Origin of the sequence: Porcincola intestinalis, assembly GCF_009696445.1 — a bacterium.
GTDB classification, from domain to species: Bacteria; Bacillota; Clostridia; order Lachnospirales; family Lachnospiraceae; genus Porcincola; species Porcincola intestinalis.
In genome coordinates this window covers 88,278-106,152 of the sequence record NZ_VULZ01000009.1, presented here as the reverse complement: position 1 = coordinate 106,152, position 17,875 = coordinate 88,278, and the positions used below count along the sequence as shown (strand labels likewise).

Here is a 17,875-nt window from a genome sequence, read left to right as displayed (position 1 = left end):
TTATTTTGGGGGTGTCCTTAAACCCGCATAAACACTGCATTTCTCGAATCTATCAATAAATCATCTATGCGTAAAACAGTTGTTTATTATATAGATGTTGTTCAAATACAGCGAATTGTGTCTGTAATTGTCATGTTGCGTATTGTATTCTGTCTTATGAATACAATTATGATTTGTTGCCCATCTGGACAGAAAACGGCAGCAGGTATTCACCCGCCGCCGCTCTGCTCATTGTCATCTATTCCCGCTTCATCGCTCCAATCACTCTCCGCTGTCCCGTTGAGTGCGTCAAGGAATCCGTCATCCGGCTGCTGCTCTTCTGTTGACTGCTGCCCTTTGTCGAATGCTCCCGCGATTGTGAAAAGGAACTGTGCCGCCCTCACATCTCCGTGAATCGCGCTCTGAAGTAATGCAAGCAATACGCCTACACCCGCGCTGTAATTGTTCCCGCTCACATCCGAGAGTGACTTCATGCACTCCGCTGACAATGGCTTGCCGTACTTCTCCCCCGCCTGATTGACTGAGCGCGGATTACTAACAGGAATGTCCAACAGTGCGCGCGCCTCTTTTTTCAGATCCGCGCGTTTCTTCCGCGCCGCTCCTGAAGCCTTGCCGCCCCTTCTGCCAATTTCCCTTGCTTCGTCCTTACTTCTCCTGTCCATCGGAATCAGGTTTTCATGTCCGTACATATATTGCCGCCCGCTGTGAAATAATGTAAAATGTAACCGTGAGTTTCTAGAACTGCCCGTTCTGAACCACGATACAGCCGACCGCCTGACCGCTGCCGACTGTATTTTTTTACCCGTCCACGCTCATCACTCCTCTTCTGACATGATTTCAAACCATGTTTCCCGCTCCTGTTCTTCTTCCTCTTCCTTCTCTGCTGCAATCTCTGCATAAATCTTAGCCTCTCGCGCCCGCTCTTCTAAGTCTGCTGTGCCCTCAGATATTGCAAATTTAATCATTGACTCCCTGAACTGCATCTGCTGCGCGTCTCCATATACATCACGCATCCATTGCATAATGCAAAGCAGCAGTTCCGATGAAGATAATTTTATCTTTCGCCCGTCAACGGTAAATGTGTACCGCTCTTCCGTCTGTCTCATGCCGTCCCCCTGTGAAACTGCACCGCCCGCCCCTTAAAACCCTTTAAGAAACGTTCTCTCTAAGATGGCTATATATAATTGAGTGGGTGATTGCCTACTACCCCCACTGCCGAAATTTTCACACGGTAGTGGGGGATTGCCTACTACCCTTGACGGGGGGTAGTGGGTGATTGCCTACTACTTTGGGTGAAAGTAGTGGGTGATTACCCCCTTGGGTTTTAAACTCGCGGGGGCTTCCACGTTCTCCATTTTGCCGAATATCTATATATACTTTTTGTGTGGTTGGCTCGTCCGTTTGCAACTTCAGTGATAAAACCATGTTCCTTCAATGACCGCATATCTGCATAGAATTCCTTGCGTCCGTTCTTGCTGTATAGCCTGCATTTTTCTGATGCAAGCGCGAAATTAAAATAGAATGCGGGATTTTCATCGTCCCTGAATTCAGATGTGTTTGGAAAATCCTTGCATGGTCTGTACTTCGCGCCGTACCTCTGCGCCGCAATGTTGACGTAAAGAATCTGCTGTCTGCTGCTCATATCGCAAAACGCATCTGAGTGCAGCAGGTCGGTATATATGCGTGCAAACGGATAGTGCCTGTCGGATGTTTCCCACGGTTGAGGTGGTATCCGTTGCCGTTCCCCGTATCTTTTCAGCATCGCTCTCCACCGTTACACTGCATCTGCTTCATTCTTCAGCAGTTTCCGCGCTGATTTCACAGATATTGCAATGCCTGCAATGCGCTGCTCCATGTTCTTCACGAATGACTCAACCTCTGCTCTGCTCTGAGGTATCCAATAGCCCGCCTCACCGCTGCAAATAATGTGTCCTTCGTGTCTCTCACGCCGAACTTCTGCCCGCACTTCATCGCGCGTCCATCCGTATAACTGAGTCAGTTCAGCAACGTGCCAAGCCCGCTGCGTTGCCTCTAACAAGTCATATATGTTTGCCTCTGCCCGTTCTGTCATATTCTCACCTCACCTCTGTCTGAAGCAGTTTCGCGTCAATATCTGCCTTGCGTACACGGCTTGTATTACCAACTCTATGTCTAATGTCTGCCGCCCATTCACGGAACGTTGTCACACTCATGCGTGAATATGCCGCTCCCTGAAAGTCATCAAGCCACGTATAACGGTTGAAATCGGTCTGCTCTGCCTGCTGCATCCGCTCTTTATATCTGCTCATGTGAATGCCCCTTTTCTTTTGCTGTATGTTCTCACGCGTGAGCATTGTTTCTTTACGTGCATATTGTTGCATGATATATTCTTAATAAAAATAACTATTTTACATTTTCCTATTTTATGAAATAGGTACTTATTTACCTGTTGTGAAAGGAATGCACCATAGATGAAAAAGCACGAACTGAGCAGGATAATGAAAGCTGCATCACAGAATAAACTCAGAAAACTATTGCAGGAATCTTATGCGTTACCAACCTCTGCGCCTGAGAAAAATCAGCTTCTGAATTCAGATGATTTTTCAGAACGTATTTGGGAATTGAGGCGTGAAAAGGGACTTACCCAAAAAGAACTTGCTGAGAGAATCGGCGTTTCTGCTGAGACTGTGAAAAAGTGGGAATCAACCGAGAGAATCTATCCAAACGCCGCTGCGCTCTGCAAGCTGTCAACACTGTTTAACGTTGATATAGAATATCTGATTACAGACACTGAAGTACGCCGCCGCGCTGAAGTATCGGCAGCTGACTACACGGGACTCTCTTCTGAATCGATCGAACGTATTCGCAAACTGCCGCTGCTCCTGACGCAAACACTTGACGCTCTTCTGCAATACGGTGATGGAACACGGCTCTCTGCTCAAACCTTCACGGGGCTGCTCATGTCCGCAACAGCTGCAAAAGAGGCAAGCGGACAAAACCCGTCTGAAGTTGATAAAGACGAATATGAACTACAGCGCGACTATGATTTGGCACTCTTTAACGCATCGAATGATTTAACGGCTATGCTCCGTGCGCTCTACCCTCTGAAAAGCAGAAACGTTCCTGAAAGCCTCTGAGAGCCTCTGAAAGCCGTTTTACCCGTTTACATGATAAGTTATCAATCCGTGCCGTGAAATGGTTTCTGTGCCCTTCTGCGCGTTTCTGAAATGATTGAACAAAAATAACCGCCTCAGGCTTTACCCCTGAAGCGGTTATCCTAATCTCATGTTATCCTGTCCGACAGTCTTATTTAATCATTCGCAAAGTGTCTGCTACTTTCAACAATGCTTCACTCCATCTCTCAAAGTTCTTGTCTCTGCTCAACGTTGCTTCTCTGATTGCGGCAACCATTTTGGAATATATCGCCGCATCCGCTGAGACTAATTCTCTCAGTATTTTGCCCGTCAGACGCTCATTTCCCAATACACAATGCACTTCATCACTTTCGAGTTTGATTTCATCGGTTGCACCTTCTGTCAGCTGCACTCTCATAGCGTTTTTGCTCCTTCCTGAACTGAAAAAGTAGTAGATTTGGTAGTAAAAACCGTTCCAAAACGCCTGAAAGCATGATAAAATCAGTGTTTTTCTTACTCAACCGAGATAATGTAGTAGTAGATCGGCTGTCCGCCTGCGTTGACCTCGACATCGCAGTCCGGGAACGCCTCGCCAAGCTTCTCTCCCAGCGCCTGCGCCTTCTCCTCCGACATCTCTTTTCCATAGTAAACGGAAATCAGCTCAGAGTCGCTGTCGACCATCTTCTTCAGCGATGCGATTGCCGTATCATCGACTTCCTTCCCGACTGCGATGATGCCATGATCTCCCACGCCCATAATATCTCCGCTGTGGATGACATTGTCGCCAATCCGGGTATCGCGGACTGCATAGGTCAGCTCAACCGTCTTGACTGCGAGAATCTCTTCTCTCATCGCGGTCTCGTTCTCGGCAGGTGTCTTGTCCGGCATGTAATCAATCATCGCCGTGATTCCCTGCGGTATGGTCTTTGTCGGGATCACGATGATCTTCTTGTCGTGGATCAGATTCTGCGCCTGCTGTGCCGCCAGGATGATGTTCTTGTTGTTCGGCAGGATAAAAACGGTGTCAGCGTTTACCTTTGCCACAGCATTCATCACATCCTCCGTGGACGGATTCATCGTCTGCCCGCCCTCGATCAGGCAGTCCACTCCGAGATCCCGGAAAATGCCGCCAAGTCCCTCTCCGATGGAAACGGCAACAAAACCGACATCCTTATGGGGCGCAGGTGACGCTTCACTGGAAGCGGCTGCCAAGTCTACAGCGGCAGCCGCGGAAGAATTTCCTGCTTCTGGCTGCGATGCTGGCTCCGGATCTGAGTCCTCCTCCGGATTCTTCAGCGCCTCCTCCAGCTCCTTCTCATCAAACAGGTGGAGCGGATAAACCGGTCTGTCAATATTGTTGATGACATGGATCCGCGACATCGTACCGTACTCTGTCGCCTTTGTCAGCGCGGCTCCGGGATCATCTGTATTCAGATAGACCTTCAGCCCCTGGTCACAGCGCTCTGCGGCGACATCTGCACCAATGGATTCCAGGAACCCGACAAACTTCAGCCGTTCTTCCTTTGAGATATGCTTCGCGCAGTTCAGGATATACTCTACCCGGTAATTGAACTTGCGTACCTCTTCCTTCTCCTCTTCTTCCTCCTCGATTCCGAGGAAGCCGTTGAGACAGCCCTTCAGAATCTGGACAAGTCCCTGTCCGCCTGAGTCCACAACCCCCGCTTCCTTCAGAACCGGCAGCATCTCCGGCGTCTGATTCAGCACCTCATCCATATAACGAATGGTCTGACTGAGCAGATCACCGATCTCGATGTCCGGGTTTTCCTCAACCAGCTCGCAGGCTTTTGTCGCACCGCCCCGCGCCACTGTGAGAATTGTACCCTCCTTTGGCTTCATGACAGCCTTGTAGGCCGTCTCAACCGCCTTCTGGAATGCAGCCGCCGTGTTTTTCGGTGTGATCTCCGCTTCGTTCCGCCATACCTTACTGCATCCGCGGAACAGCTGGGACAGAATGACACCCGAGTTGCCTCTCGCCCCTCTCAGGGAACCTGAGGAAATGGCCTTGGAGACGGTCTCCAGTGTGACGCTCTCCAGTCCCTTCACTTCATCCGCCGCCGACTTGATGGTCAGGGACATATTCGTTCCGGTATCTCCATCCGGGACAGGAAACACGTTCAGTTCATTGATCCATTCTTTTTTTGATTCAAGATTTCTGGCTCCGGCGAGGAACATCTTCGCCATCAGCTGCGCATCTATTGAATTCGTACTCAATGTGAAATACCCTCCGAAGGGCAGAATGCCCTGCTCCTTATCAGTCGATGACTCTGACTCCTTCCACATAGATGTTGATCCGCTCAACCTCCATGCCTGTGAACGACTCCAGCTTATACTTGACATTGCTGATAAGGTTGTCCGCAACCGCGTGGATTCCTACCCCATAGGAAATGATCACATGGAAATCAAGTGTGATCTTTTTCTCGTTCACGTGAACGCTGATTCCATGCCCGAGGCTGTCACGGTTGAGGAGCTTGACCAGGCCATCCTTCATATTCACGCTCGCCATACCGACAATTCCGAAGCACTCTACGGCAACGGAGCCGGCATATGTCGCGATGACATTTGTATCGATGACGATCGATCCTAGTTTGTTTTCCATTCGAACGCTCATAGGATACCTCCAGACTCTATAATCACAGTCATTCTACCAGAATCAGCAATAAATGAAAACATCTAATTTCTTGCATTTCCCCTTGCATTCCGCTGTCCGTTCTGTTAGAATGTGTAAGTCGCGATTTGGCATGTCTGTTAAGTCTGCGGTGACAACAGAACGTATTCCCGCTGCACTGGTCTTTCTGCCACTTATACATGCGGGTGCAATTTTATAAGGAGGTGCTCAGGATGGCCAAGTGTGAAATCTGCGGTAAAGGTGCTCATTTCGGGAACAACGTATCCCACTCCCACAGAAGATCCAATCATATGTGGAAGTCGAACATCAAGCACGTCACTGCAAAGATCAATGGTGCAAACAAGAAGATCTATGTCTGCACGCAGTGCCTGAAGTCCGGCAAGGTTGAAAGAGGCTGAGCCTCTCTTCCAGGATGAGGACGTATATGTGAACCGGCAGGGTTGAACCTGCCGGTTTTCTTTTTTCAGCCGAATGTTCTAAGCGGGCAATACCGGGCAATCCTTTATGGATGCCCGCTGCCCCGCATCATCCCTCCTGCTGCTATGCTCAGAATGTCTGATCCTTCTTTGCTGCTTCATCCATAGCTGCCTTTTCCTGAGGGCTGTCCTGTTTCTTTTTGCCAGGCATAAAGCGGTTGATCAGATCCGGCGCCATGTCGATCAGCTTCGATATGGAGTCCTCATTCTTGATATTCACCAGTCTTGTCGAGCCGTCCTTGATGACGAGGAGAGCTGTCGGCGACATCTTCCCGCCCATTCCGCCTCCGCCGTTTGACCGCTGGGATTCATTCCGCGCGGAAGCCATGACCCCGAAACTCACATCAATGAGAGGGAGAATTGTCGTATCTCCAACTTTGACCGGTTCGCCGATCACAGTCTTACTCGTGACAAACTCTTCCATTCCCTTGAAAAGAGCTCCTACTGTTGTATCAAAGTGTTCTGCCATCCTGGTTATCCTCCCTGTTCCATAGCTCGCCAAAAGGCTTCCGAAACCGACCTATTTTCGCTTTTTCTTTTTCACTGACCGTCCTTTCGAACGCCCTTTCGAGCCTTCTTTCCCCTTCCGTCTGACATGGGCGAGAAGCTTTCTGAATTCTTTATCTCTCAGCAGTCTGATGAGAAACATCAGAACATGGTTCATACGGATATGCCCGGCTGCGTTCGTCCGGGTCTTCAGCGTTGCCTGATAAAAGTCCGCTCGAAGCTCATATGCTCTGGCTGTATCCGGCAGAATCATGTAGAGCAGCCCGATCAGCTCTCCGGTCAGATCCGGTTTCCCGGTACCGACCAAAAGGTATCCTTCCAGTCTGCGAAACCGCAGACTGCGAAGCAGCCTGCCAAGATGTCTCATGATCCTTCCGTATAGGCTGAATGCATCCGGTGAAACAAATGGTTCTGCTTTTCTCCTGAATGATTCGATCTTTGTATCCGCATTCTCATGGAATGTGTCGGAGAAGTCTCCAAGATCAGAAGGCAGTTCCTGCATCCGAAAGACAAACGCCATCGCCGTGACCAATCCCTTTGCTGCTTTCTGAATCGCCCTTGCGGCGATTCCCGCTGCCGCCCCGGATATTCTTGAAAGGATGTTTCTGACCGCTGAAACGGCGGAAATGGCAGCGCTCCGAATCCGGCTGGCCCGTTTTCGGGGTCCGATTCCATCTGAAGCTGCCTGCCCACCCGTTTTTGTCTTCTGCCCGGCGGTGTCCGTCTCCCCCCGGGGTATCTGTCTTCCAGTCTGATCCTCCCGTGTCTGCGTCCCCGTTTCTAAAGCCGCCTGACTGTGCGGCGCTTCCGCCCTCCTGCCCTCCGGTATCCGGAAGGTCTTCAGCCTCCTGCCGAAAATTTTCAGTGTGATCGTCCCGGTTCGTTCTCTGATCTGAACATCCGCGCTGAGAAGATGAAACAGCCAACCTGCCCTGCCCTCTGCTTCAAACGCCTGATCCTCCTTCCGAAGACTGATCTGATATTCAACCGGCCAGAAAAGTACCAGCAGGATCAGGACGGCGGCAATTCCCAACACAATCAGCAAAATGATCCCGATGATCCTCAGGATGGCCAGGATGATCTGTACCATATCCTACCCCCTGTCCTCCGATTCAAGGAATCGTCTCACATCTGCATCCCCCTGAGCCTCCCACGTATCCTGCACAATCCGGGATGCCACGTACTCTGCCTCTGCCTTTCCGCCCGCAATTCCCACGACCGTCGGAAGCTGGGAGCGGACACAGGCCACTTTCAGCTCTGAAGCCGGAATCAGCTCCAGCACCGCCTTTCCCTCCGAGAGCGTCACGAGGTAGACCCCCGGCGGATAAGTCCCCGTGTCAATTTTTCTTTTGATTCTGCCCGCCTTTTTTCGGACAAGTGCCCCCAGATAGAGGCTTTTATACCAGATGATCCCCATGCGGTTCTCCAACATCTGCATGCCCGGACACCAGGCCCGGGTTCTCCGGGCCGAGCACCCGGAGCTCTTCCTCTGTCAACGGCCTCCACTGATCTGTCCGCTTCAGTTCCTGATACATCCGGTATGCAGTCTCCAGAATCATCTTCTCGTTGGAGAACTTCAGAAGATGATAGGCCTCATGATACTTATAATACCCGGAATCCACCAGGTATTCTTCCCGCTGTGGCTTCGAATAATAACTGTCTGCCTCCATCAGGTACCAGTGTACCGTCTTGCGGATCGAATCCCTGGTCACATTGAATGTATACTGGCTTTGTCCAACATACTTTACAATCTTCGGCTGTGTCCCCGTCTCTTCATGCACCTCACGGAGTGCCGTCTCGGGAAATGTCTCTCCGGCTTCAACCGTCCCCTTCGGGAGAACCCACCCTTCATAACGGTTCCTGTAGCTCTTATACAGCACAAGAATCTTGCCTCTGAAGATTACGACTCCGCCGCAGCTTGTTGCCTCAGTCATTGCAACTCCTTTCTGCCTGTCAGAAGTCCGTTCCGGCTTTCTCAATAGTTGTTTCTGTCTGCGGAACATAGTGTGTTAAAAAGTATATCGCATCCTGAAGCAATTATCCACCGTAGTAGGCATCAAAAATCTGTTTGGCAATCGGAACAGCAACCGCTGATCCTGTCCCGGCATCCTCCGCGATCACGGCAACGGCAATATCCGGATCATCCACATTGGAAAACCCGCAGAACCATGAATGCGTGCCCGTTCCTCCGCTATCAATGTCATGCTCGGCAGACCCCGTTTTTCCGGCAACACTGTAGCCTGCTCCTGAAAGCGCCTGCGCGGTCCCGGAAGTGACAGTGGCTTCCATGAACTGCGTGATCGTCTGCGCCTCGTCCGGCGTCATCAGCTTTTTGTAAATCGACGGATCGTTCTTGGACACCGTGTCTCCTTCAGAGGATTTAATCTGATCCACCAGATACGGGCGCATCATGATTCCGCCATTCGCAATCGTGGATGTCACCATCGCCATATGGAGCGGGGTTACCAGCGTATCCCCCTGGCCGATCGCAGTCGTCATCTTCTCTCCGTCTGAGGAATTCTTCGTAAGCTTGAAAACGCTCTGGGAGGACTGGATGTCGGTCGGAAGCTTGCTGTTGAACAAAAAATTCTCCGCGACGTTGTGCAGCGCATTGTCCTTCAGATTCAGCCCGATATCAGCAAATGCAGTGTTGCAGGAATTCCGGAATGCTGCTGTCAGGTCTTCCTGGCCATGCTGCTCGCCATGGTAGCAGGTGATGGTTACATCGCCCTGAGACAAAGAACCGGTGCAGTCCCATGAAAACTGGGTGTAATCAGACGGATGTTCACGCAGATAGGCCAGTGTCGTCAGCATCTTGAAAGTGGATCCCGGAGGATACAGTCCCTGCGTCGCACGATTCAGCAAAACACCTGAGGAGGAGTCCGACACAAGGTTCTCCCACTGCGTGGAGATGGTGTTCGGATCAAAGTCAGGCTTCGAGACCATCGCAAGAATCTTGCCGGAATCCGGTTCCATGACAACCACTGCTCCCCTGTAGGAACCCAGGGCATAGTAAGCCGTCTGCTGCAGAGAGGGGTTCAGTGTAACGATCACATTGTCTCCCTGCACCTTCTTTCCGTCATCCTTGCTCTGGATCTGGGACAGTAGACTCGTATGGGAGGACATCAGGTCATAGTTTTCTTCTGCTTCAAGGCCTGCACTTCCATTCGACGCATACCCAATCACATGCGCAAAGATATTGGAGTACGGATAAGAGCGGGTTTCATTTCCGTCCCCGTCGATGCTGGTCGAAGCCAGGACCGTTCCATCCCCTGTCAGGATGCTCCCCCGGATCACATTGCCGCTCGCCCCGGCCTTCTTTGTATTGTTGATGTTGCTGTTGAGGTCATCCCGCTTGAAAATCTCGAGGTATCCGACCCAGACCGTCAGAAGAAGCAAAAGCGCAATGAATAAGTAAGTGACGGCCACAAGCTCTGTATTCCGGCGGTCCCCCGGCTCCTCTGTCTCTCCGGGCTGCTGCGGACTTAAGTCAATTTTCCGGATGTGGACGCGGCTCAGAAAACTTCTGCGCCGCCTGCTGTCCTTCTGAACGCTGTTTCCGGTGTCAGTCTCTGTATGGTTGTCCGGGTTCTGATATCCGGGATCGTTCTGTCTCATATTCTTCTCTCACCTCGTCGCTTCGAAGCATATACAGTCCCTGCACGATCGCAATCATGATCAGCGTGCTGAGCAGGCTGCTTCCACCGTAGCTTACAAGCGGAAGCGTGACGCCCGTCATCGGGATCAGCTTCGTCCCGCCTCCGATTGTCAGAAATACCTGTGTGGCATAAATTGCGCCAAAGCCGACCGCCGCCAGCCGGTAGAATCTGCTCTCAAGCTTCATGGCAATGTTAACAAACATGATAAATACCGCCAGGCAGACCAGGATGAGGCAAATCCCAAAGATGCCGCCCATTTCCTCGAGGATCGCACTGAACATAAAGTCCTCCTCGACATAGGGGATCGCTCCCGGACTTCCCTGGTAGAGTCCTGTTCCCAGCCAGCCGCCAGCCGCGATCGAGAACAAGGACTGACAGATCTGATACCCGCTTCCGGCATAGTCGGCAAACGGATCTTTCCAAATCTGGACACGCACCCGCACGTGTGAAAACAGAAAATAAGCCGCCACCGCGGCAGCCGCTCCTGCCAGCACGCCGATCGACACAAGAAACGGATTTCGTGTCGTTACAAACAGCATCACAAGATAGGCGACAAAGAAAATCAGCGCGGAACCAAGATCCGTTGAAATCACCAGGATGCCGACATGAACCGCTGCCAGTACTGTCGCTGTTATGATCCGTTTCAGGCTGTGCTCACCTGCCAGAAGACCTGCAACTGCAAACACAAAGATAATCTTGACAAACTCTGAAGGCTGGAAGGCAAACCCGCCAACTGTAAGCGTCAGTTTTGCACCATTTACAGAACGGGAAGCGACCATCACCAGCCCCAGAAGTCCGATTCCGACAAACGCGTAAGCCCAGGTCATCTTTGTCAGAAGATGCAGTTTCCGGATGATCACCGGAACGATGAGTGCAATCACCGTCCCGATGCAGGCAAAACGGAACTGTCGGACGGACTCATCATATGAAAGTCTGGTAATCATCACAAAGCCCGTCATCACGAGCAGACACATATTGTTCAGCAGCCCCTTTGAAATTCTCGGATACAGATTCCGGAACAGAAGCAGCACAAACAGAAAATAGACCAGCTGCGCTGCATAGAACAAAAGTAGCTCTGTATTGAGTGTCTTGAGATACATCGTCAGGTAGGCCAGAAAATGGATGCCCAGAAGCAGCCAGTCCTGTCTGAGGAACAGCCGCTCCCTGGTCTCCCTGCTCCTGCTTCGGAAGACTGTATAAGCAGCGACTGTATAAGCGACCATCAGAATCAAAATCAGGTAGTGGGCTGCCTTCATCAGGATGGTGAACAGGGTGCTCAGATTCACTTACTCCACTCCTTTCCGGATATGACCTCTTGTTATGGAAACCGGAAGTTCTCCGCCCAGCACCCGCCGGACCTCCGCAGCTGTCTCGGTTGTAAAGCTGTAGCGGATATACGCTGGGGAGAGAAGGCGGCGCTCCTTTTCTGCTGTGATCAAATCCAGCGGAACGCTGTTGTAGATGATGTTCCCGCAGAAGGCACACTCACATCTGACCGGAAACTGTGCTTTCATACGGTCCGTGAGCGTCAGCCAGGATGCCGCATGCGTGCAGCCGCCGGTATTTTTCCGCAGACACTGGGCAGTAACCATCAGAGGCTGACGCCCGTATACAACCAGCTCGGATCCGCTCATATTTCTGGCAGAAAGCTCCGCTGCCGTACACTCATACGGGCAGGTATCAAGTGTCGCCCCCAGCATGCGCACTTCTTTCTGTGCTTCCGTATTCCAGGTATAGATCCCAGCATCCGCAATCACTTCCCTCAGAGGAAGCCAGTCCGCCAGTCTGCCGAGCTGATCGATGCTTCTGACAAGAATCCCGTCAAAGAGCTTCATCTTCTCTGCAGGAAGTGTCTGTTCAAAGGTTCGCCTGACGTCCTCTCGCCAGATGTAGGGCATTGCCAGATATGCCCGTTTGCCTGCATCATGAATCAGGCCTGTGATCGCCTCGGGGGCAGTGGCAGGCTGCCCGATAAAAATCGACACCTCCACATAGACCCCTCCGACGCTTCTCTCCTTCAGCACCGCCTGAAGCTGCCCCATCGTCAGAACGGAGGCTGTGACCGACGGGTGTCTCACCGCCGCGCCTTCCCTCTGCATGCCCTCTGTGGCGCCATCCGTCGTCCCGGAAGGCGGGCTTTCCGGAGCGCCTCCTGCCCATATGCCTGCTTCAGACCGGTTGTCTGCCCCAGCCAGAGTGTTCTGTATGCTTTGATCACCCGCCTGCTTCGGGATTCTTCTCCAGCTGCCGGACAGAATCTCCTCTTTCAGCCGGTCCAGCACTTCCCTCCTGGCCCGGTTCATATCGCTGATCGGGAGGAAACAGTTCCCGGAAAGCTCCACATCCAGCTTTTGAAATGCAAACGGTGTGTCTCCGGTCTTTCCGAGCTGCCGGCGGACGTCCTGTGCCGAAAGCGGATGCTTCTCCGCCTCCTGGACAACCGATCCGCTGAAGACAGCCTCCCTGCCAAGGGCGGAGGCCGCTATCCTGAGCGGCTCTCCCGCTTTCATCACGACATGTCCTTCAGCCTCTACAGACAATTTCCGGTCCACATAGGTCTCTGTGAGCGTATCCAGCAGATGCTGGGCACGGACACGCATGACAATGCTCCCCGCTTTCAGTCCCGGGCAGGTCCCGAGCAGGGAAAATGTCTGTCCTGCACGGACACGCTCCGCACACTGCACCGTCTTTCCCTCAACGCTCAGGATGTCCGACGGATAGAGGTCCTCCAGCGCCTGCAGCCTGCAGCGGCTGCCTGTCTTCAGCACGCTCGCCGCCGCGCTCCCGCTGTGATCCGGCTGGTCCATCGTCATCATGGAGGGGCCGTTTTTCTGATTATAATACCCTTCGGAAAAGCCGCCTCTCGAATAGAGGTCTGTGAGCGCCGTCATATCCGCCGGATCAATCCTGTATCCTTCCCGTCCTCTTTCAAGGTACAGATCGATATACTTGCGGTAGATCGCCGTCACTCCTGCGGCATACTGCGGACGCTTCATCCGCCCTTCGATTTTCAGGGAGGAGATGCCGGCATCGATGAGGTCCGGCAGAATCTGCAGCGTGCAGATATCCTTAAGGCTCAGCAGGTATCGGCCGTTTCTCTGATCAGCCCCGAATCTTCCGCATCCGGCCTCCCGGCGCGGATTGTTTCCGTCCGCTCTGCCTGAACGGTTCCCGGCTGTCATGCTCCGGCTGCCGCTTTCTCCGCGCGGATTGCTGCAGGCGGCCTTCTCCCGGCTGACAGACCGGGCGTCACCTTCCGTCCCTGGAAACCCGTCCCGCAGGCTGTATGGAAGCCGGCATGGCTGTGCACACCGCCCCCTGTTCCCGGATCTTCCCCCGATCAGACTGCTCATCAGACATTGGCCGGAATAGCAGTAGCAGAGGGCTCCGTGCACAAAGGTCTCAAGCTCCACATCCGTCCGGCTTCTGATGGCACGGATATCGCTGAGCGTCAGCTCCCTGGAAAGAACAACCCTGTCGGCACCCATCTGCTGAAGAAGAGCTGCTCCATCCTCCCCGGTGATGGTCATCTGTGTCGAAGCATGCAGCGGCAGATCCGGAAACCATTCCTTCAGCGCTCTGAAAACACCCAGATCCTGTACCAGCACCGCATCGATCCCCCGCTCATAGAGGGGTCTGATGTAAGAATACAGCTCCTCCCGAAGCTCTCTTTCCTTGAGCAGCGTATTGACAGTCAGATACATTCTGACGCGGTGGAGATGGCAGAAATCGATGGCTTCCAGAAGCCCGCTCTCATCCGGATTCTCCGCATATGCGCGCGCACCGAACAGACTGCCGCCCGCATAGACCGCATCTGCTCCTGCCGCCACCGCGGCTTTTATCCCCGTCAGACTTCCGCCCGGGGAGAGAAGCTCTACCTTCGCCAATCGCCTGCCTCCTTCCTTCTCTACATCAGTGCCTTCTGCGGTTCTTCCTGCTGTAGCTTCCGGACTGGTTCAGGAAGTTTTCCCGAGCCGAGCGGAGCATGTTTTCCCGGTCCGCCGCTCCCGGGACAAATGTCTTCGCATGACCGTTTTCAGCATCCTCCGCCGCTGCCGGTTCCCCGGATGATGCGTCCTCACGCGCAGCATTACCAGGCCTGAAGACCGCACCTGGATCCTCGGCGGGTTCCGGAGCCGCCTGCTCCTTTCCGCCCGGCAGATCAAAGCTCAGCTGGCCCGGAATCTGTCCGTCCGAAGCCTCGTCCTCTCTGATCCCGGCAGTGATGCCGCTCTTTTCTGCTCCTTCTCCTGCAAAGGGCTTCGATTCTGGCTTCACAGCCGCACAGTCGGCTGCCTGATCGGTCAGCTGATCAGCCTGCTGACCGGCATCCTGCTCCGGCTTGTCAGACAGCTGCCCTGCCGTCTCGCCTGCGCCTCTTTGCGCTGATACCGCCTGAAGCCTCAGCAGCTCCTTCTGGCTGTCCTCATACTCTCCCTTCAGCGTCTGGATTGTACGGCTTGCTTCCTCCAGCTTCATCTGAAGCGCCACCAGATCATGCTTGACCCCGTAAAGTTCCTTGTCCTTGTCAGCAAGCTCCTTCTCAAGATGATCGGCGGACTTCTTCGCCTTGAAGTAATCATCCGCGATATTCAGCTCCATCATCAGGGCCTTCTGGGAGGTCGGAAGATGATGATACCCGTCAAGGGCCTTCAGCTCCGTTGTTTTATTGTTCAGATACCCGGCGACCTGCTGCAGGTACTCGCTGCTCTCATATCCGCCCAGTCTGTATATGACACCGTCAATCACGACCTCCGTCACATTTTTCTTTTCCATCACTCTGCTCCTGCTGTAGATGTACGGTTATCTCCTCAGTCCCAGATGGCTGAAGGCCAGATCTGTCACCTCGCGGCCCTTCGGGGTCCGGATGAGAAAACCATTTTTTATCAGGTACGGTTCGTACACGTCCTCGATGGTACCGCTGTCTTCGCCGATCGCCGCCGCAAGCGTGTCGAGTCCCACCGGCCCGCCTCCGAACTTGTCGATCATCGTCGTCAGAATCATCCTGTCCAGGTTGTCAAGACCGCTCCGGTCTACTTCAAGGAAGTCCAGCGCAGCTCTTGCAACCTGCTCCGTGATCTCTCCGTCATAACGGATCTGTGCGATATCCCGCGTCCGTTTCAGCAGCCGGTTTGCCAGTCTGGGTGTCCCGCGCGAACGCCTTGCAATCTCCGCGGCCCCATTTTCATCGATCTTCACGCCAAGCACCTCCGCGGATCTCAGCACAATCGTCTGAAGCTCCGAAGGCGTATAATACTCAAGATGATGTACGACCCCGAAGCGGTCTCTGAGCGGCGCGCTGAGAAGGCCTGCCCTTGTTGTCGCCCCGATCAGGGTGAAATGAGGCAGCGGAAGGTGAATCGACCTGGCGCCCGCGCCTTTTCCGATCATGATGTCCATCGTGAAGTCTTCCATGGCGGAGTACAGATACTCCTCCACCTGCCGGTTCAGCCGGTGGATCTCATCGATGAACAGGATGTCGCCTTCGCTCAGGCACTTCAGAATCGAGGCAATATCCCCCGGCTTTTCGATTGCCGGTCCGGATGTCACGCGGAGCTTCGTGCCCATTTCATTGGCAATGATGCCCGCCAGCGTCGTTTTCCCCAGTCCCGGCGGGCCATAGAAGAGAACGTGATCCAGTGTTTCATGGCGTTCCTTTGCCGCCGCGATATAGATCTTCAGCGACTGCTTCGCCTTCTCCTGCCCGATGTACTCGTCCAGCCTCTGGGGTCTGAGCTTCGGTTCGATCCTGGAATCCTCTTCCGTCTCATCCGTCGTCGTAATTCTTCTTGCCATCTTACAGTCCTATCACTTTCAATGCCTCGCCAAGGATATCCTCTGTCTTCATGTTCCCGTCCATCTTCACCCGCTTTACTGCGCGGAGAGCCTCCGAGCTGGAATACCCCAGTGTCACGAGCGCCTCCACTGCCTCTGTCACATCCGTATCCTGCATGTGGGAGCCGGCTTCCTCGTCCATATTTCCGCCTCCCGGAATTGCATCCTCCAGCTTCAGTCTGTCCTTGAGCTCCAGGATCAGCTTCTTTGCCGTCTTCAGTCCGACGCCCGGCGCCTTTGAAATGGCCTTGACATCATCCGAGAAGACTGCGAATCGAAGATCATTGGCAGAAAGAGCCGACAGAATGCCAAGTGCTGCCTTCGGCCCGACTCCCGAGACTGTCAGAAGCTGGCGGAAAACCTGCCGATCCTCCTCCGACAGAAAGCCATACAGCCAGATGGCATCTTCCCGGACAGACAGATAGGTATAGAGCTGAACCGGCTCGCCGACAGCCGGGAGGTCTGCCTGATCACGGTCTGTGATAAAGACCCTGAAGCCCATCCCGCCTACATCGACTACAGCTATTCCTTCCCCCGCGCCGGCCAGCTCTCCTTTCAGATATGATATCATTCTTCTGTGTCCTCCGCGGGAAGAAGCCGCTCGATCTTCCTGAAGCGATGCGTCCTCCTCCAGTCTTGTTCCGATACCGTTACCAGAAACCCATCTCCGTTCCAGACATGCCAGTCGTAATAGCTCTTTTCCGGATCCCCGAAGGCAGCCATCACACTCATGATGGTCCCTCCATGGACGGCAAAGGCAGCGTTCCGGATTCCGTCTGCAAACAGTTCCTCTGTCACAGCGAGAAATGCATCTGACGTCCGTCTTCTGAAATCCTTCGGATCCTCCCCGCCCGGAAATGCACCCATCCCGTCGGATTCGACCCAGTGCTGAAAATCCGGCACGCCGCTCAGCTCCGCATAGCTCTTCCCGTCAAACGCTCCAAAATCACACTCACGGAAATCCTCCACCACCCTGCACGTCTCCGGTCTCAGAAGTTCAGGCCAGATGATCTCTGCTGTCTGAAGACAGCGCTTCATCGGACTTCTGTAGAGCCGCTCCGCAGCCGGATACCTGCCCTCGCTTTTATAGATCTCAAGCTCCCTTCGCCCATCCTCGCAAAGGTCCTCATCTGTGCGGCAGCCGATATAGCCCCGCCGGACATTTCCCTCTGTCTTTCCATGCCGCACAAGGCAGATTCTGATCTCCCCCGTCATCTCTCTCCTCATTTCTGTCCTTCCAGCATCCGGTTTCAGCTGAAGGACCATTCCGATCCCGCAGACAACCCGGTCGACCCGCTGCGCACGGCATGCAAGGAATGTACAGACTCTCCCGACTGCCTCACGGTATGCCCGCTCCTCCGGATCCATGGGTACAATTCCCGAGCCGACCTCATTCGTCACCAGCACAAGGTCTGGGTTTTCTTCATATAATTTCCGTGCAAAGGCTTCGAGCTCCTCCTCTTTCTGCCCCGTGAGATAGCGGCGCACATAAAGGTGGAAGTTCACGATGCCCTCTGCATGAAATATTTCTTCATATTCAATCGTCTCTCCGTCCACAAATGCAGTCGCCGGGAGACCGGTCTGCTTCTGCGCATAGCTCCATTTTCCCTGGAATGCGCCGCCTGTAATGATATACAT

The 17,875-nt window shown here is 53.3% G+C and carries 19 protein-coding genes and 1 pseudogene; 2 read left to right on the top strand and 18 right to left on the bottom strand.

Annotated features, from left to right (window positions below):
* Nucleotides 1-209 precede the first annotated feature (209 nt).
* The 4 genes from FYJ35_RS09375 to FYJ35_RS09360 form a co-directional block, all read right to left on the bottom strand.
* Entirely contained in the window at nucleotides 210-689 is a 480-nt protein-coding gene (locus FYJ35_RS09375) for a KGG domain-containing protein (RefSeq protein ID WP_154525841.1), read from the bottom strand.
* 126 nt (nucleotides 690-815) lie between these two features.
* Nucleotides 816-1,106 carry a hypothetical protein gene (locus FYJ35_RS09370; protein ID WP_154525839.1) on the bottom strand — a complete coding sequence of 97 codons (291 nt, stop codon included), beginning with the start codon at nucleotides 1,104-1,106 and terminating at the stop codon, nucleotides 816-818.
* Nucleotides 1,107-1,324: 218 nt separating this feature from the next.
* A complete protein-coding gene (locus tag FYJ35_RS09365) occupies nucleotides 1,325-1,762 on the bottom strand; it encodes a hypothetical protein (protein ID WP_154525837.1) in 438 nt (145 codons plus the stop codon).
* 313 nt (nucleotides 1,763-2,075) lie between these two features.
* Nucleotides 2,076-2,288, bottom strand: a complete 213-nt coding sequence (locus FYJ35_RS09360) for a hypothetical protein (protein ID WP_154525835.1) — start codon at nucleotides 2,286-2,288, stop codon at nucleotides 2,076-2,078.
* Between the two features lie 162 nt (nucleotides 2,289-2,450).
* On the opposite strand from FYJ35_RS09360, the gene FYJ35_RS09355 reads away from it, so the two are divergent.
* Nucleotides 2,451-3,116 (top strand): helix-turn-helix domain-containing protein, encoded by a 666-nt coding sequence (locus FYJ35_RS09355; protein WP_154525833.1) that lies wholly within the window; start codon nucleotides 2,451-2,453, stop codon nucleotides 3,114-3,116.
* 169 nt (nucleotides 3,117-3,285) lie between these two features.
* Here the strand turns inward: FYJ35_RS09355 and FYJ35_RS09350 are convergent, their stop codons facing one another.
* From FYJ35_RS09350 to FYJ35_RS09340, 3 genes are all read right to left on the bottom strand, one after another.
* Nucleotides 3,286-3,531 carry a hypothetical protein gene (locus tag FYJ35_RS09350; protein ID WP_154525831.1) on the bottom strand — a complete coding sequence of 82 codons (246 nt, stop codon included), beginning with the start codon at nucleotides 3,529-3,531 and terminating at the stop codon, nucleotides 3,286-3,288.
* A 95-nt stretch (nucleotides 3,532-3,626) separates the two neighbouring features.
* Complete coding sequence (locus FYJ35_RS09345) at nucleotides 3,627-5,414, bottom strand: DAK2 domain-containing protein (RefSeq protein WP_330683496.1); 1,788 nt, start codon at nucleotides 5,412-5,414, stop codon at nucleotides 3,627-3,629.
* Entirely contained in the window at nucleotides 5,386-5,742 is a 357-nt protein-coding gene (locus tag FYJ35_RS09340) for an Asp23/Gls24 family envelope stress response protein (protein WP_154525827.1), read from the bottom strand. The genes FYJ35_RS09345 and FYJ35_RS09340 overlap by 29 nt, the downstream gene beginning before the upstream one ends.
* Before the next feature lie 230 nt (nucleotides 5,743-5,972).
* Between FYJ35_RS09340 and rpmB the strand changes: the two genes are divergently transcribed.
* Nucleotides 5,973-6,158, top strand: coding sequence for a 50S ribosomal protein L28 (rpmB, locus tag FYJ35_RS09335; protein WP_154525825.1), 186 nt, complete (start codon nucleotides 5,973-5,975; stop codon nucleotides 6,156-6,158).
* Nucleotides 6,159-6,306: 148 nt separating this feature from the next.
* Here the strand turns inward: rpmB and FYJ35_RS09330 are convergent, their stop codons facing one another.
* The 11 genes and pseudogenes from FYJ35_RS09330 to FYJ35_RS14445 form a co-directional block, all read right to left on the bottom strand.
* Nucleotides 6,307-6,705, bottom strand: coding sequence for a GerW family sporulation protein (locus tag FYJ35_RS09330; RefSeq protein ID WP_154525823.1), 399 nt, complete (start codon nucleotides 6,703-6,705; stop codon nucleotides 6,307-6,309).
* Between the two features lie 51 nt (nucleotides 6,706-6,756).
* Entirely contained in the window at nucleotides 6,757-7,833 is a 1,077-nt protein-coding gene (locus FYJ35_RS09325; RefSeq protein ID WP_154525821.1) for a hypothetical protein, read from the bottom strand.
* A 3-nt stretch (nucleotides 7,834-7,836) separates the two neighbouring features.
* Nucleotides 7,837-8,160 carry a hypothetical protein gene (locus tag FYJ35_RS09320; protein WP_154525819.1) on the bottom strand — a complete coding sequence of 108 codons (324 nt, stop codon included), beginning with the start codon at nucleotides 8,158-8,160 and terminating at the stop codon, nucleotides 7,837-7,839.
* Between the two features lie 85 nt (nucleotides 8,161-8,245).
* Nucleotides 8,246-8,677, bottom strand: a pseudogene (locus FYJ35_RS09315) (NUDIX hydrolase); the annotation flags it as partial.
* 103 nt (nucleotides 8,678-8,780) lie between these two features.
* Entirely contained in the window at nucleotides 8,781-10,361 is a 1,581-nt protein-coding gene (locus tag FYJ35_RS09310) for a peptidoglycan D,D-transpeptidase FtsI family protein (protein ID WP_154525815.1), read from the bottom strand.
* Nucleotides 10,309-11,688, bottom strand: coding sequence for an FtsW/RodA/SpoVE family cell cycle protein (locus tag FYJ35_RS09305; protein WP_328597072.1), 1,380 nt, complete (start codon nucleotides 11,686-11,688; stop codon nucleotides 10,309-10,311). The genes FYJ35_RS09310 and FYJ35_RS09305 overlap by 53 nt, the downstream gene beginning before the upstream one ends.
* A complete protein-coding gene (locus FYJ35_RS09300; RefSeq protein ID WP_154525813.1) occupies nucleotides 11,689-14,289 on the bottom strand; it encodes a peptidase U32 family protein in 2,601 nt (866 codons plus the stop codon).
* 25 nt (nucleotides 14,290-14,314) lie between these two features.
* Entirely contained in the window at nucleotides 14,315-15,178 is an 864-nt protein-coding gene (locus FYJ35_RS09295) for a cell division protein ZapA (RefSeq protein ID WP_154525811.1), read from the bottom strand.
* A gap of 27 nt (nucleotides 15,179-15,205) precedes the next feature.
* Complete coding sequence (gene ruvB, locus FYJ35_RS09290; protein ID WP_154525809.1) at nucleotides 15,206-16,198, bottom strand: Holliday junction branch migration DNA helicase RuvB; 993 nt, start codon at nucleotides 16,196-16,198, stop codon at nucleotides 15,206-15,208.
* Nucleotide 16,199: 1 nt separating this feature from the next.
* The gene (ruvA, locus tag FYJ35_RS09285; RefSeq protein ID WP_154525807.1) at nucleotides 16,200-16,808 is read right to left on the bottom strand and encodes a Holliday junction branch migration protein RuvA; all 609 of its coding nucleotides are present in this window, start codon (nucleotides 16,806-16,808) and stop codon (nucleotides 16,200-16,202) included.
* Entirely contained in the window at nucleotides 16,805-17,875 is a 1,071-nt protein-coding gene (locus tag FYJ35_RS14445; RefSeq protein WP_205839791.1) for a bifunctional adenosylcobinamide kinase/adenosylcobinamide-phosphate guanylyltransferase, read from the bottom strand. The genes ruvA and FYJ35_RS14445 overlap by 4 nt, the downstream gene beginning before the upstream one ends.

Excerpts from the sequence above, each read along its gene's own strand:
- FYJ35_RS09375 (WP_154525841.1), bottom strand. The coding sequence starts at position 689 with ATGTACGGACATGAAAACCTGATTCCGATGGACAGGAGAAGTAAGGAC.
- FYJ35_RS09370 (WP_154525839.1), bottom strand. The coding sequence starts at position 1,106 with ATGAGACAGACGGAAGAGCGGTACACATTTACCGTTGACGGGCGAAAG.
- FYJ35_RS09365 (WP_154525837.1), bottom strand. The coding sequence starts at position 1,762 with ATGCTGAAAAGATACGGGGAACGGCAACGGATACCACCTCAACCGTGG.
- FYJ35_RS09360 (WP_154525835.1), bottom strand. The coding sequence starts at position 2,288 with ATGAGCAGATATAAAGAGCGGATGCAGCAGGCAGAGCAGACCGATTTC.
- FYJ35_RS09355 (WP_154525833.1), top strand. The coding sequence starts at position 2,451 with ATGAAAAAGCACGAACTGAGCAGGATAATGAAAGCTGCATCACAGAAT.
- FYJ35_RS09350 (WP_154525831.1), bottom strand. The coding sequence starts at position 3,531 with ATGAGAGTGCAGCTGACAGAAGGTGCAACCGATGAAATCAAACTCGAA.
- FYJ35_RS09345 (WP_330683496.1), bottom strand. The coding sequence starts at position 5,414 with ATGTGGAAGGAGTCAGAGTCATCGACTGATAAGGAGCAGGGCATTCTG.
- FYJ35_RS09340 (WP_154525827.1), bottom strand. The coding sequence starts at position 5,742 with ATGAGCGTTCGAATGGAAAACAAACTAGGATCGATCGTCATCGATACA.
- rpmB (WP_154525825.1), top strand. The coding sequence starts at position 5,973 with ATGGCCAAGTGTGAAATCTGCGGTAAAGGTGCTCATTTCGGGAACAAC.
- FYJ35_RS09330 (WP_154525823.1), bottom strand. The coding sequence starts at position 6,705 with ATGGCAGAACACTTTGATACAACAGTAGGAGCTCTTTTCAAGGGAATG.
- FYJ35_RS09325 (WP_154525821.1), bottom strand. The coding sequence starts at position 7,833 with ATGGTACAGATCATCCTGGCCATCCTGAGGATCATCGGGATCATTTTG.
- FYJ35_RS09320 (WP_154525819.1), bottom strand. The coding sequence starts at position 8,160 with ATGGGGATCATCTGGTATAAAAGCCTCTATCTGGGGGCACTTGTCCGA.
- FYJ35_RS09310 (WP_154525815.1), bottom strand. The coding sequence starts at position 10,361 with ATGAGACAGAACGATCCCGGATATCAGAACCCGGACAACCATACAGAG.
- FYJ35_RS09295 (WP_154525811.1), bottom strand. The coding sequence starts at position 15,178 with ATGGAAAAGAAAAATGTGACGGAGGTCGTGATTGACGGTGTCATATAC.
- ruvB (WP_154525809.1), bottom strand. The coding sequence starts at position 16,198 with ATGGCAAGAAGAATTACGACGACGGATGAGACGGAAGAGGATTCCAGG.
- ruvA (WP_154525807.1), bottom strand. The coding sequence starts at position 16,808 with ATGATATCATATCTGAAAGGAGAGCTGGCCGGCGCGGGGGAAGGAATA.
- FYJ35_RS14445 (WP_205839791.1), bottom strand. The coding sequence starts at position 17,875 with ATGTATATCATTACAGGCGGCGCATTCCAGGGAAAATGGAGCTATGCG.